This is a genomic window from Kitasatospora sp. NPDC096204, from assembly GCF_044763205.1.
Taxonomy (GTDB): Bacteria; Actinomycetota; Actinomycetes; order Streptomycetales; family Streptomycetaceae; genus Kitasatospora.
Map to the genome: position 1 here is coordinate 217,508 of NZ_JBIWFT010000003.1, position 12,771 is coordinate 230,278.

Annotated in this window: 15 protein-coding genes and 1 riboswitch; of the genes, 13 read left to right on the forward strand and 2 right to left on the reverse strand. The window is 71.3% G+C overall.

The window, feature by feature from the left end; translation table 11 throughout:
• Positions 1–404: 404 nt before the first annotated feature.
• The 4 genes from ACIQ87_RS04380 to ACIQ87_RS04395 all read left to right on the forward strand — a co-directional run bounded on the left by ACIQ87_RS04380 (position 405) and on the right by ACIQ87_RS04395 (position 3,853).
• Positions 405–1,328, forward strand: a complete 924-nt coding sequence (locus tag ACIQ87_RS04380; protein ID WP_402401316.1) for an ABC transporter substrate-binding protein — start codon at positions 405–407, stop codon at positions 1,326–1,328.
• Between the two features lie 36 nt (positions 1,329–1,364).
• Positions 1,365–2,339 (forward strand): amino acid ABC transporter permease, encoded by a 975-nt coding sequence (locus tag ACIQ87_RS04385; RefSeq protein ID WP_402401319.1) that lies wholly within the window; start codon positions 1,365–1,367, stop codon positions 2,337–2,339.
• A gap of 47 nt (positions 2,340–2,386) precedes the next feature.
• Complete coding sequence (locus tag ACIQ87_RS04390; RefSeq protein WP_402401851.1) at positions 2,387–3,139, forward strand: amino acid ABC transporter ATP-binding protein; 753 nt, start codon at positions 2,387–2,389, stop codon at positions 3,137–3,139.
• A 132-nt stretch (positions 3,140–3,271) separates the two neighbouring features.
• Positions 3,272–3,853 carry a CGNR zinc finger domain-containing protein gene (locus ACIQ87_RS04395; protein WP_392913634.1) on the forward strand — a complete coding sequence of 194 codons (582 nt, stop codon included), beginning with the start codon at positions 3,272–3,274 and terminating at the stop codon, positions 3,851–3,853.
• Between the two features lie 44 nt (positions 3,854–3,897).
• Here ACIQ87_RS04395 and sodX read toward each other — a convergent pair whose 3' ends face one another.
• Positions 3,898–4,260, reverse strand: coding sequence for a nickel-type superoxide dismutase maturation protease (sodX, locus tag ACIQ87_RS04400; protein WP_402401854.1), 363 nt, complete (start codon positions 4,258–4,260; stop codon positions 3,898–3,900).
• A gap of 268 nt (positions 4,261–4,528) precedes the next feature.
• Between sodX and sodN the strand changes: the two genes are divergently transcribed.
• From sodN to ACIQ87_RS04440, 8 genes are all read left to right on the forward strand, one after another.
• Positions 4,529–4,924, forward strand: coding sequence for a superoxide dismutase, Ni (gene sodN / locus ACIQ87_RS04405; RefSeq protein ID WP_045699892.1), 396 nt, complete (start codon positions 4,529–4,531; stop codon positions 4,922–4,924).
• A 102-nt stretch (positions 4,925–5,026) separates the two neighbouring features.
• Positions 5,027–5,158: riboswitch (cobalamin riboswitch) on the forward strand.
• A 95-nt stretch (positions 5,159–5,253) separates the two neighbouring features.
• On the forward strand, positions 5,254–6,333 hold the full coding sequence (locus ACIQ87_RS04410; RefSeq protein ID WP_402401321.1) for a FecCD family ABC transporter permease: 1,080 nt from the start codon (positions 5,254–5,256) through the stop codon (positions 6,331–6,333).
• Positions 6,334–6,338: 5 nt separating this feature from the next.
• Positions 6,339–7,148, forward strand: a complete 810-nt coding sequence (locus tag ACIQ87_RS04415) for an ABC transporter ATP-binding protein (RefSeq protein WP_402401858.1) — start codon at positions 6,339–6,341, stop codon at positions 7,146–7,148.
• A gap of 21 nt (positions 7,149–7,169) precedes the next feature.
• The gene (locus ACIQ87_RS04420) at positions 7,170–8,162 is read left to right on the forward strand and encodes an ABC transporter substrate-binding protein (protein WP_402401324.1); all 993 of its coding nucleotides are present in this window, start codon (positions 7,170–7,172) and stop codon (positions 8,160–8,162) included.
• Positions 8,163–8,250: 88 nt separating this feature from the next.
• The gene (locus ACIQ87_RS04425) at positions 8,251–8,634 is read left to right on the forward strand and encodes a nuclear transport factor 2 family protein (RefSeq protein ID WP_402401327.1); all 384 of its coding nucleotides are present in this window, start codon (positions 8,251–8,253) and stop codon (positions 8,632–8,634) included.
• A 10-nt stretch (positions 8,635–8,644) separates the two neighbouring features.
• Complete coding sequence (locus tag ACIQ87_RS04430; protein WP_402401330.1) at positions 8,645–9,121, forward strand: GNAT family N-acetyltransferase; 477 nt, start codon at positions 8,645–8,647, stop codon at positions 9,119–9,121.
• 191 nt (positions 9,122–9,312) lie between these two features.
• On the forward strand, positions 9,313–9,723 hold the full coding sequence (locus tag ACIQ87_RS04435) for an anti-sigma regulatory factor (RefSeq protein ID WP_402401333.1): 411 nt from the start codon (positions 9,313–9,315) through the stop codon (positions 9,721–9,723).
• Between the two features lie 169 nt (positions 9,724–9,892).
• The gene (locus ACIQ87_RS04440; RefSeq protein WP_402401336.1) at positions 9,893–10,906 is read left to right on the forward strand and encodes an RNA polymerase sigma factor SigF; all 1,014 of its coding nucleotides are present in this window, start codon (positions 9,893–9,895) and stop codon (positions 10,904–10,906) included.
• A 56-nt stretch (positions 10,907–10,962) separates the two neighbouring features.
• Here ACIQ87_RS04440 and ACIQ87_RS04445 read toward each other — a convergent pair whose 3' ends face one another.
• The gene (locus ACIQ87_RS04445; protein WP_402401339.1) at positions 10,963–11,391 is read right to left on the reverse strand and encodes a hypothetical protein; all 429 of its coding nucleotides are present in this window, start codon (positions 11,389–11,391) and stop codon (positions 10,963–10,965) included.
• Positions 11,392–11,441: 50 nt separating this feature from the next.
• Between ACIQ87_RS04445 and ACIQ87_RS04450 the strand changes: the two genes are divergently transcribed.
• Positions 11,442–12,413 (forward strand): diacylglycerol/lipid kinase family protein, encoded by a 972-nt coding sequence (locus ACIQ87_RS04450; protein ID WP_402401341.1) that lies wholly within the window; start codon positions 11,442–11,444, stop codon positions 12,411–12,413.
• Positions 12,414–12,771 lie beyond the last annotated feature (358 nt).

Genomic DNA, 12,771 nt, shown 5'->3' on the forward strand with positions numbered 1-12,771 from the left:
GCCTCCGGGTACGGCACGAACCGGTCTGCATACTTATGCGCAGAGTGACAGGGGCACGGGATAAGTCCGAATAGCGGACAGTGCGACCCCTCGTTATCCGATTTTGATCTGGATAAGGGCCACCTGACTGTCATCAGATGGCAGGATTCCCCCCATCTCGGATCGAGCCGGCCACTGGTCGAGGCCGTCCGGTCAACGTCCACCTCGGCGGAGGGTGGCGGAAGCAGTACCTCGTACACCCCCGGGCGGCACCCCCGCCCCGGGCAACTGCACGACCCGGCCTGCACGTACGACGACGTACGGCGACACGCACCCGTACCGAGCCGCGCGGCTCGCCGCTCCGGTGCGCCGCTCCCGCGGCGCGCTCCGCCCGACCTCTCTCCCCCAGGATGGAGATCCCCCTCATGACCACCCGTACCCAGCGCAGCCGGCTCCTCGCAGCCGGTGTGGTCGCCGCGTCGGTCTCCCTCGTGCTGACCGGCTGCAGCAGCAGCAAGAGCGACGGCGGTGGCGCCCCCAACGCCTCCGCGACCGTCAACGAGGTCAAGGCCGATCCCAAGCTGGCCTCGCTCGTCCCGGATGACGTCAAGGCGGCCGGCAAGCTCGTGGTGGGCGCGGACGCCTCCTACGCGCCGGACGAGTTCAAGGACGACAGCGGCAAGATCATCGGCATGGACGTCGACCTGGCCAACGCCATCGCCGCCAAGCTCGGCCTGAAGGCCGAGGTCCAGGACTCCGGCTTCACCGCGATCATCCCCGGCATCCAGTCGAACAAGTTCCAGCTCGGCATGTCGTCCTTCACGGACAACAAGGAGCGCGAGCAGATCGTCGACATGGTCACCTACTTCAACTCCGGCAGCGCCGTCGCGGTGAAGAAGGGCAACCCGGAGAAGATCGACCCGAAGGACCTCTGCGGCAAGAAGGTCGCCGTCCAGACCGGCACCACCCAGGCCGACGAGATCAAGGACACCCGCGACCCCGACTGCGCCAAGGCCGGCAAGCCGGGCATCCAGAACGGGGGCGACAAGTTCGACCTCCAGACGGACGTCACCAACGCCGTGGTCTCCGGCCGCGACCAGGCGCTGATGGCCGACTCCCAGGTCGTCGACTACGCGGTCAAGCAGTCCGGCGGCCAGCTGGAGAAGGTCGGCGAGACCTACGGCGTGGCCCCCTACGGCGTGGCCCTGGCCAAGGGCTCCAAGCTCACCCCGGCCGTCCAGGGCGCCGTCCAGTCGCTGATCGACGACGGCACCTACAAGCAGATCCTCAGCAAGTGGGGTGTCGAGGCCGGCGCCATCGACAAGTCGGTCGTCAACGGCGCCTCCTGACCCTCGTACGCTTCACTTCTCCCCCGAGGCCACACCGTGAACTCTTTGGACAAGGGGACGGCGGAGAAGGGGCGGCCCGAGATCATCAGGGCCGTCCCCGTCCGTCACCCCGGACGCTGGGCCGGCGCCGTCGTCATCGCCGTACTCGCGGCGATGCTCGTGAGCGCCCTCTTCACCAACCCCGCTTTCAAGTGGGACATCGTCGGTCAGTACCTGTTCCACGACAGCATCATGCACGGCCTGCTGGTGACGCTGGAACTGACCGTTCTCGCCATGCTCATGGGCGTGGTCGGCGGCATCGTCCTCGCGGTGATGCGGCTTTCCCCGAACCCGCTGCTGGCCGGCGTCGCCTGGGTCTACATCTGGATCTTCCGCGGCACCCCGGTCCTGGTGCAGCTGGTGTTCTGGAACTTCCTCGGCCTGATCTGGGCCAAGCTGTCGATCGGCGTGCCGTGGGGGCCGGAGTTCTGGTCCGAGCAGACCAACGTGCTGATCCCGACCTTCGTCGCCGCGCTGCTGGGCCTCGGCCTCAACGAGGCCGCCTACATGGCGGAGATCGTCCGCGGCGGCATCCAGTCGGTCGACGAGGGCCAGACCGAGGCCGCGCACGCGCTCGGCATGAGCCGGTTCCAGACCATGCGCCGGATCGTCCTGCCGCAGGCCATGCGGGTGATCATCCCGCCGACCGGCAACGAGACCATCTCGATGCTCAAGACCACCTCGCTGGTCTCCGTGATCTCCCTCGAGGAGATCTTCCGGGCCGGCCAGGTCATCTACTCCCGCAACTACCAGAACATCCCGCTGCTGATCGTGGTCAGCCTCTGGTACCTGTTCTTCACCTCGGTGCTGACCATCGGCCAGTACTACATCGAGCGCCACTACGCCCGGGGCTCCAACCGCACCCTGCCGCCCACCCCGCTGCAGCGGCTGCGGGGCCTGTTCTCCGGGAAGCCCGCCCCCAAGACGAACGCCGACGTCGTCCCGGGGCTCGAGGGAGGTGGTCACGTATGACCGACCTGAGCAAGACACCCGCCGACGCCGCGGCGTCCACCGAGCCCATGGTCCGCGCCGAGAACGTGCACAAGTCCTACGGCCCGGTCGAGGTGCTCAAGGGCATCGACCTGGAGGTCAGGCAGGGCGAGGTGTTCTGCCTGATCGGCCCCTCCGGCTCCGGCAAGTCGACCTTCCTGCGGTGCATCAACCACCTGGAGAAGATCAACGGCGGCCGCCTCTGGGTGGACGGCGAGCTGGTCGGCTACCGGCAGAAGGGCGACCGGCTGCACGAGCTCAAGGACCGCGAGGTCGCCCTCAAGCGGCGCGACATCGGCATGGTCTTCCAGCGCTTCAACCTGTTCCCGCACATGACCGCCGTCGAGAACGTCATGGAGGCGCCGGTCCAGGTCAAGGGCGAGAGCAGGGCCGACGCCCGCGAGCGCGGCATGGCCCTGCTGGAGCGGGTCGGCCTGGCCGACAAGGCCGGGAACTACCCCTCGCAGCTCTCCGGCGGCCAGCAGCAGCGCGTGGCGATCGCCCGCGCGCTGGCCATGAAGCCCAAGCTGATGCTCTTCGACGAGCCCACCTCCGCGCTCGACCCGGAGCTGGTCGGCGACGTCCTGGACGTCATGCGCGGCCTCGCCGAGGAGGGCATGACCATGGTGGTCGTCACCCACGAGATGGGCTTCGCCCGCGAGGTCGGCGACGCCCTGGTGTTCATGGACGGCGGTGTGGTGGTCGAGTCCGGCAACCCCCGCGAGGTGCTCACCAACCCGCAGCACGAGCGCACCAGGGCCTTCCTGTCCAAGGTGCTCTAGGCCGTACCGTCGGCGCCCGGCAGACCCGTCCTGCCGGGCGCCGGCCTTTCCCCGCCGGGAAAGGAGGCCGGAACGCCGTACGAGTAATAGGCTGGAGGCAGTCAGCCCGTTACCGAATCTGGAAGGACCCCTGTGGAGCTCGCCGCCTACGCCGATCTCGCCGTTCGGCTGGTGAACACCGAGGAGCCCGAGCGCGGCACCGACACGCTGACCTCCGTGGAGGCGGTGCGCGGCCTGTTCTCCGACTCCTCGCGGGCCGCCGCCCTCGCCGACGAGTCCGACCTGCCCCGGCTGCGGGCGGTGCGGACCAGGCTGCGCGGGGTCTTCGAGGCCGCCGCCGAGGGCGACGAGGTCCGCGGCGTCGACCTGCTGAACAGCCTGCTGATGGAGTACCCGGTCAGCCCGCTGGTCTCCGGGCACGACTACCTGGACGACGCCGGGCGGCCGCGCTGGCACCTGCACCTGGCCGACAACTCCCCCACCGCCACCGCGCACTTCACCGCGGTCGCCTGCATGGGCCTGGCCGTCCACCTGACCGAGCTGGGCGCCGACCGGCTCGGCATCTGCCAGGCCGCGCCCTGCCGCAACGCCTACCTGGACACCTCGACCAACCGCTCCCGCCGCTACTGCTCGGACCGCTGCGCGACCCGCGCCAACGTGGCCGCCTACCGGGCCCGCAAGCGCCAGGAGGCGGAGGCCGCCGCCCGGGCCTAGGCCCTCGGCAACCCGGGGCCTCGGGAGGTCGGGGCCCCAGGGCCTCAGACCTCCTCCACCCAGGCGCCGAACCGGCGGGCCAGGCCCGGCACCCGGGCCAGCCGCGGGGTGAGCAGCAGCCGCTCCAGCCGGCGCCCCGGCGCCAGCCAGACCGGGCTCGGGCTCAGCCGCAGCAGCACCCGGCCGAGCACCAGCTCGTCCGGGACGGCGCCGTAGCTGCGGCTGTCGCTGTCCACCGGGCGGTTGTCGGACAGCAGCCACCAGCCCTTGGGCCGGCGCTCGGCGGCCCGCTTCACCACCAGCAGGTCCTGCTGGAAGGGGTGCCGGAAGACCACCACCGCGCCCGGCCGGATCGGCGCGCCGTAGCGGACCAGCAGCCGGTCGCCCTCGCGCAGGGTCGGGACCATCGACGGCCCCGCCACGTCGACCAGCCCGAACGGCAGCACTCCGCCCCGGTCCCCGGCTCCGACGTCCTCCGGTCGCGTACTCCGCGCCACGACTCCTCCTCCCGCTCCGCCCGTCCCCCAGTCTGCCGTACGGGCCGTCAGCGCTCCGATGTCCGGAATACCCCGGTTCCGGGTCCGTCTTTCGCCCTAGGCCCGCCGCCCGATCGCGAAACCGGGAGGGCGGAAGGGTAATCTCGGGCGCGGGAAGACGATCTAAGGAAGGACTCCCATGTTCTCTCGTCTGTTTGCACCGCGCGCCACCGCCCACGCCCACTGCGACCTGCCCTGCGGCGTGTACGACCCCGCGCAGGCCAAGCTCGAGGCCGAGTCCGTCAAGGCCACCCAGGAGAAGTACCAGGCCAACGAGGACCCGCACTTCCGCGCCCGCGCCATCATCATCAAGGAGCAGCGCGCCGAGGCCGTCAAGCACCACATCTCGGTGCTGTGGAGCGACTACTTCAAGGCCCCGCACTTCGAGAAGTACCCGCAGCTGCACCAGCTGATCAACGACACCCTGAAGGCCGCCTCGGCCGCCAAGGCGTCCACCGACCCGGCCACCGGCCAGGCCCTGCTGGACCTGATCGCCGAGGTCGACAAGATCTTCTGGGAGACCAAGCAGGCCTGAGCCTGACGCGTCGCCACCCGACCGCCCCCGTCCGGACCGCCGGACGGGGGCGGTCGTGCGTTCACGCCCGATCCCCGACCGGTAAGGGTTGCCTGCCCTGAGTGGCTGTTATGCTGCCAGGGCGTCCGAGGGAGAAGTCCGGTGTGAATCCGGCGCTGACCCGCAACGGTGAGCACGGCCCGTACCAGCCCGTACGGCCGCGCCAGCCCGATCGCCCTCGGCCGCCGAACTCCCGACAACTCGCCGTGGACTGCGAGGGGAACGGCGCTCCGGCACGCCCCGGCCCGCGCCCGCCCCGGCGCACCCCCGGCCCGAGGCAAGGCGCACCCGTGAACCGCGCACCCGCAGACCGTGCAGTCGGCCCGCCCACTCGTCGCATACCCGTCGTCCCGCTCGCCGCGGGCCTCGGCGCCGCCCTCCTGCTCTCGCTGGTCTGCGGGGTCGCCCTCGGCTCCTCCGGGCTCGGCCTGCCCCGGGTGCTGCGGCTGCTGGGCGCCGGGCTGACGGGCGGTCGGCTGGACGCGGACGAGGCGGCCGCGTACGCGATCGTCTGGGAGATCCGGCTGCCGCGCACCGTGCTGGCCGCCGTGGTCGGCGCCGGACTGGCCGCCTGCGGCGTCGCCGTCCAGGCCCTGGTGCGCAACGCGCTGGCCGACCCCTTCGTCCTCGGCATCTCCTCCGGCGCGGCCGTCGGCGCCAACGCCGTCCTGCTGTTCGGCGCCTTCGCCTCGCTCGGCGTGTGGGCGATCTCCGCCTCCGCCTTCGGTTCCGCGCTGACCGCCATGACGCTGGTCTACCTCGCCGCCCGCACGGCGCACGGGCTCACCCCGCTGCGCCTGGTGCTCACCGGCACCGCCCTGTCCTACGGGTTCTCCGCCGCCACCACCCTGATGGTCTTCGCCGCCGACCGCGGCGAGGCCGCCCGGGACGCCATGATGTGGCTGCTCGGCAGCCTCGGCGGCGCCACCTGGGGCTCGGTGCCGATCGCCGCCGTCACCGTCCTGGCCGGCCTCGCCTGTCTGGCCTGCGCCGCCGGGCGGCTGGACGCGCTCGCGATGGGCGACGAGACCTCCGCCTCGCTCGGCGTGGACCCGGACCGGCTGCGCCGCGAACTGTTCGTGGTGACCGCCGCCGTCACCGGCACCGTGGTCGCGGTCAGCGGGGCGATCGGCTTCGTCGGGCTGCTGATGCCGCACCTGGCCCGGATGCTGGTCGGCGCCGGGCACCGCCGGGTGCTGCTGATCGCCCCGCTCGCCGGAGCCCTGCTGCTGGTCTGGGTGGACATCGCCTCGCGCACCCTGCTGGCGCCCGCCGAACTGCCCGTCGGGGTGTTCACCGCGGTGCTCGGCGTGCCCGCCTTCCTGCTGATGATGCGCCGCCGCGGCCAGTCCTTCGGAGGCACCCGGTGACCGACGTGACCGCGGTGGACACCGCGACCGGGCCGGCCCAGGACCTCGCCGTCGACGCCGTCTCGGTGGAGCTGGCCGGCACCCGGCTGGTCCACGAGGTGAGCCTGGCGGCCGCCGCCGGACAGGTGGTCGGGCTCATCGGCCCGAACGGCAGCGGCAAGTCGACGCTGCTGCGCTGCGTCTACCGGGTGCTGAAGCCGGCCGGCGGCGCGGTCCGGCTGGCCGGCGACGACCTGCACGCCCTCACCGCCCGCGAGACGGCCCGCCGGGTGGCCGCGCTGACCCAGGAGCACTCCGCCGAGTTCGACTTCACCGTCGCCGAGGTGGTCGCGATGGGCCGGCTGCCGCACCGCCGCGGCTTCGGCGCCCCCACCGACGGGGACGCGCGGCGCTGCGCCGAGGCGCTGCGCAAGGTCCGGGCCTGGCACCTCGCCGAACGCGGCTTCCTGAGCCTGTCCGGGGGCGAGAAGCAGCGGGTGCTGTTCGCCCGCGCCCTGGTCCAGGAGCCGCGCCTGCTGGTGCTGGACGAACCCACCAACCACCTCGACATCGCCCACCAGTTGGAGGTGCTGGCCCTCGCCCGCGAGGCCGGCCCGACGGTGCTCACCGCGCTGCACGACCTCAACCTGGCGGCGGGTCACTGCGACCTGCTGTACGTGCTGCGGGCCGGCCGGATCGTCGCCTCCGGCACGCCCGAGGAGGTGCTCCGACCCGCCCTGCTGGCCGAGGTGTTCGGCGTCCGGGCCACCCCGGTGCGGCACCCGGAGAGCGGCGCCCTCCAGCTGCTGTTCGACCGTCTCGACCGCTCCGCCTGACCCCCCTCCGGAGGAACCACCGTGCGCACCAAGGCCGTTGCCGCCACCGCCCTGCTCGCCCTCGGACTCACCGCCTGTGGGGCCGAGATCGCCCCCAGGGAGACCGCCGCCGCCTCCGCCCACTACCCGGTGACGGTGGACAACTGCGGCGAGAAGCTCACCTTCGAACGGAAGCCCGCCCGGGTGGTGACCAACGACGTCGGCATCACCGAACTGATGCTCTCCCTCGGCCTCGCCGACCGGATGGCCGGCTACGTGATGCCCGACGACAAGGGGAAGATCGACCAGGTCGCCTGGAAGGACGGCTACCGGCAGACGAAGTGGCTCTCCAAGCAGATCATCACCAAGGAGATCGCCCTGGACGCCAAGGCCGACCTGGTCTTCGCCGGCTGGCACTACGGCTTCGACGAGGGCCGCGGCGTCACCCCGCAGACCCTCAAGGCGCTCGGCATCGACTCGTACGTGCTCAGCGAGTCCTGCCGCAGCGGCAAGGGCACCGAGCGCGGCGTGATGGACCCGCTGGAGGCGCTCTACACCGACCTGGCCAACCTCGGCGAGGTCTTCGACGTCAGGGACCGCGCCGACGGGCTGATCGCCGACTTCAAGGCGCGGATCGCCGCCGTCCCGCAGCCCGAGCGCCGCCCGTCCGTCTTCCTGTACGACAGCGGGCAGGACAAGCCGTACACCGCGGGGAAGTTCGCCGCCGCCAACGAGATCATCGCCAAGGCCGGCGGGACCAACGTCATGGGCGACCTCACCGACACCTGGCTCACGGCCGGCTGGGAGAGCGTGGTGCAGCGCGACCCCGAGGTGATCGTGATCAACGACTACGGCAGCACCGGCGCCGAGGAGAAGCGGAAATTCCTCAAGTCCTTCCCTCCGCTGGCCGGCGTCGACGCGATCCGCAACGACCGGATCTTCGTCATGGACTACGTCGACCTGGTGGAGAGCCCGCGCAACCCGGCCGCGATCGGCGCACTGGCCGAGTACCTGCGCACCGTCCCGGCCCGCTGACCGACCCCGGTCACGCTCCTCCGGGCCGGTGGCCGCGGGCGTACGCTCAAGGTACGAGCCGACGGACCCCGACCGGAGGAGCGAGATCATGACCACCACGGCGGCCCCCGCCGCCTTCGACACCCGCGCACTGCGCCAGGGCATCGAGCGCCGCGACGCCGAGACCCTCCTCGCGCTCTACGCGGAGGACGCCGAACTGCGCATGGTCGATCGCAAGACCCAGCCCAGCCACCCCCTGGTGATGCACGGGCGGGAGGAGATCGGCGCCATGCTGGACGACATCTACAGCCGCGAGATGACCCACAAGCTGGAACAGGTGGTGGTCCAGGGCGACCACGTCGCCTTCCTGGAGTCCTGCCGGTACCCGGACGGCGTCCGGGTGCTGATGTCCTCGATGGCCGGGCTGCGGGACGGCCGGATCGTCGACCAGACCTCCGTCCAGGCCTGGGACGAGACCGGTCCCGGGCAGTAGGCTCACTGGCATGATCCGCACCGCCGTCGCCACCGACGTCCCCGTCATCCACGCCATGATCCGCGAACTCGCGGAGTACGAGCAGGCACTGCACGAGGCGAAGGCCACCGAGGAGCAGCTGCACCAGGCCCTGTTCGGCGAGAACCCGGCCCTGTTCGGGCTGATCGCCGAGGACGACACCACCGGCGAGCCGGTCGGCTTCGCCGTCTGGTTCCGCAACTTCTCGACCTGGCGCGGCACCCACGGGATCTACCTGGAGGACCTGTACGTCCGCCCGCAGTCCCGCGGCGGCGGCCACGGCAAGGCGCTGCTGCTGGAACTGGCCCGGATCGCCGTCGAGCGCGGCTACTCCCGGGTCGAGTGGTCGGTCCTGGACTGGAACCAGCCCTCGATCGACTTCTACAAGTCCATCGGCGCGGTGCCGATGGACGAGTGGACGGTGTACCGGCTCACCGACGAGGCGCTGGCCGACGCCGGACGGCGCTGAACAGCCCTTCGGAGTCCGGGGAAAGGGTCTGCCACCCTGCGTCGCAATGCCTTACCATGAGTAACTCCCGAACCGGGGTTGCGGAAGGCAGAGCGATGGCGGATCCGCCGCGCCGGGCCCCCCTTCGGGGGTGGCAAGCGGTAACAAGCGGGGTACCACAGAAGGCACAGCGCGTCACCCAGGAGGCAAGGGTGTCCCAGATCGACGGCGATCTCGGTGTTCAGGACTTCGTGGAGGTCCGGCTGCCCGCAGCCGGGGCCTACCTCTCCGTCCTGCGAACAGCGACGGCCGGGTTGGCGGCCCGGCTGGACTTCACGCTCGACGAGATCGAGGACCTGCGGATCGCGGTCGACGAGGCCTGCGCCATCCTGCTCCAGCAGGCGGTGCCGGGCTCCGTCCTGTCCTGCGAGTTCCGGCTGGTCGGCGACTCGCTCAAGGTCACCGTCTCCGCCCCGACCACCGACGGCAAGGCCCCCGAGCGGGACACCTTCGCCTGGACGGTGCTCTCCGCCCTGGCCGGCGAGGTCGACTCCTCGGTCGGCGAGGACAACACCGTGTCGATCAGCCTGCACAAGAAGCGCGGCGGCTCTCCCACCCACTAGCCGGGCGCCGAGCCGAACCGCACGACCGAGCAGCACCCGCGCAAGGGCCGTCCGCCGATCCCCGCCCCGGGGCCCGACGGACGGCTCCCGGTACCGCCACCCACGCGGTACGACCAACGAGACGATTCCGGGGCCGTCGGCCCCGGTGCTCCCGGAACGGAACGGGGGAATGGCCGTGAGTGATCTGGACCGTACCGGCCTCGCGACGGCGGGACCTGCCGTACCGACCCAGGCGAGCGTTCCCGGCCTCGCCGCCAACGACGAAGCGCACCCGAAGGACGCCCAGCGGATGAGCCACCCCACCGAGCCGACGTCCGAGCCGACGCCTGCCGCCGCGCCCCCGCCGGACCAGGCGGACGGGACGGCCCCGGCGGACGAGGCCGAGCTGCACGGAGCCGTCCCCACCCAGGGCTCGCACCGCACCGGCGCCCCGGACCGGGAGGCCGCCCGCGCGCTGTTCGTCCGGCTGTCCGCGCTGCCCGAGGGCTCCCCGGAGCGGGTCGAGCTGCGCAACCAGCTGGTGCGGATGCACATCCCGCTGGTCGAGCACCTGGCCCGGCGCTTCCGCAACCGGGGCGAGCCGCTGGACGACCTGACCCAGGTCGCCACCATCGGCCTGATCAAGTCGGTGGACCGCTTCGACCACGAGCGCGGGGTCGAGTTCTCCACCTACGCGACGCCGACCATCGTCGGGGAGATCAAGCGGCACTTCCGCGACAAGGGCTGGGCGGTGCGCGTCCCGCGCAGGCTCCAGGAGCTGCGGCTGTCGCTCACCACGGCGACCAGCGAGCTCTCCCAGCGGCACGGCCGCTCCCCCACGGTCCACGAGCTGGCCGAGCACCTGGGGATCTCCGAGGAGGACGTCCTGGAGGGCCTGGAGTCCGCCAACGCGTACTCCACGCTGTCCCTGGACGTGCCGGACAGCGACGACGAGTCGCCGGCCGTCGCGGACACCCTGGGCGCCACCGACGAGGCGCTGGAGGGCGTCGAGTACCGCGAGTCGCTCAAGCCGCTGCTGGCCCAACTGCCGCCCCGGGAGCAGAAGATCCTGGTGCTGCGGTTCTTCCGGAACATGACCCAGTCGCAGATCGCCGCCGAGGTGGGGATCTCCCAGATGCACGTGTCCCGGCTGCTCGCCCGGACCTTGGCGCAGCTGCGGGAGAAGCTCCTGGTGGAGGAGTAGGACTGACGGCCGCTCAGCTCGGGCGGCCGCGCGTACGACTCCCGGCCCTGTGTGCCCTAGTCCTCGGACGGGGCGTACAGGGCCGCCGTCGACTTCGGGTTCAACAGGCAGCCGATGCCCACCAGGCCGAGCACGCCGACCAGCACGCCGACCGCGATCATCGCGCCGCCGCTCTCGAACATGTAGTAGGCGACCGGCAGGCAGATCGAGTTGGTCAGCACGGCCGGACTGCGGCCCCAGCGGCGCTCCTTGAGCAGCGCGCGGGCGGCCAGCACCGGCAGCACTCCGAGCAGCACGATGACGGCTCCGCCGAACTCGTTCAGGGCGAGCTGCTTGGCCTGGCCGGACAGCGCGGACACCATGTCCGAGACGCCGACGAGGGCCAGCGCGACGCCCTCCAGGGCGGTGATGGCGGCGCCCAGCGTCAGGGCGGCCGGGCGGCCGGAGCCGGCCGAGGGTGCGGGGGCGGAGGTTTCTGCGGTCACTCCAGCAGGGTAGCCGCCGGTTGGTCCGTACCGACCCGTAGGCTTTCCCCATGCGCGCTCTCCTGGTCGTGAACCACAAGGCCACCACCACCAGTGGCCGGACCAGGGACGTCCTGATCCACGCCCTGCGCAGCGATCTCAAGCTGGAGGTCGCCGAGACCCAGTACCGGGGCCACGCGCGCGACCTGGCCCGCGAGGCGGCGGAGGACGGCACGGTCGACCTGGTGGTGGCGCTGGGCGGGGACGGCACCGTCAACGAGGTGGTGAACGGGCTGCTGGCGCACGGCCCGGGCGAGAAGGTCCCGCGACTGGCCGTGGTGCCGGGCGGTTCGACCAATGTGTTCGCCCGCGCGCTGGGCCTGCCCAACGACCCGGTGGAGGCCACCGGTGTCCTGCTGGACGCGCTGGAGCACGGCCGGGAGCGGCCGATCGGGCTGGGCAAGGCGATGACGGAGGGGCTGCCGGACCGCTGGTTCACCTTCACCGCCGGCCTCGGCTTCGACGCCGGGGTGGTCGGCCGGGTCGAGGAGCAGCGACGGGCCGGGCGCAAGTCCACCCACGCCCTGTACGTCGGCCAGGCCCTGCGGCACTACTTCACCCAGCGTGAGCAGCGCCGTTCCGGCCCGGTCTCCCTTGAGCTGCCTGGCCGCGGGCGGGTTTCGGGCCTGGTCCTGTCGATAGTCAGCAACACCTCGCCGTGGACCTTCCTCGGCAACCGTCCGGTCTACCCCTCACCACTCGCCTCCTTCGACACGGATCTGGACGTCTTCGGCATCACCCGGATGACGGCGTTCGGCACGGCTCGAACGGTCCGTCAGATCCTGCGGTCGTACGCGCCTTCGAGCGATGGCGCCCCTCCGGCCGGCCCTTCCGGGAAGCACGTCGTCTCCTATCACGACGTCAGACACTTCACCTTGGTTTCGGAGGAAGCGGCCCCGTTCCAGGTCGACGGGGACCATCTTGGAGACAGGAGTCGCGTCAGTTTCACAGGCGTACGGCGGGCACTGCGTGTGATTGTGTGACTGGAAGGGGGGTTCCTCCTTCTTCTCGAACGCACAAGCCCCCTTCACTCCATAGAAGTACTGGCTGTGAGCTAGGCGACACCGAAGAATCCAAAATTCCTCCCCGAAGGGGGTTGTATCCGAGCCCGAGGTTTGCGAACCTCTACATGGCGATCGGGACACATCGCAGCGACGGCAACTCCGGAACCACAGGAGCGCCGACCGCGGTTCGTCCCTCGAATCGCCGAATCCCCTCAGCACAGACCACCCGGGCCCGGCGGGCCTTTGGTCTCTTTTGCTGTTGCGGGATTCGTGAAAGCGTTCACATTCACAAGCCATTCGATTATGCCGATCGGGCCACCCCCCGCGGCAGGAGGAG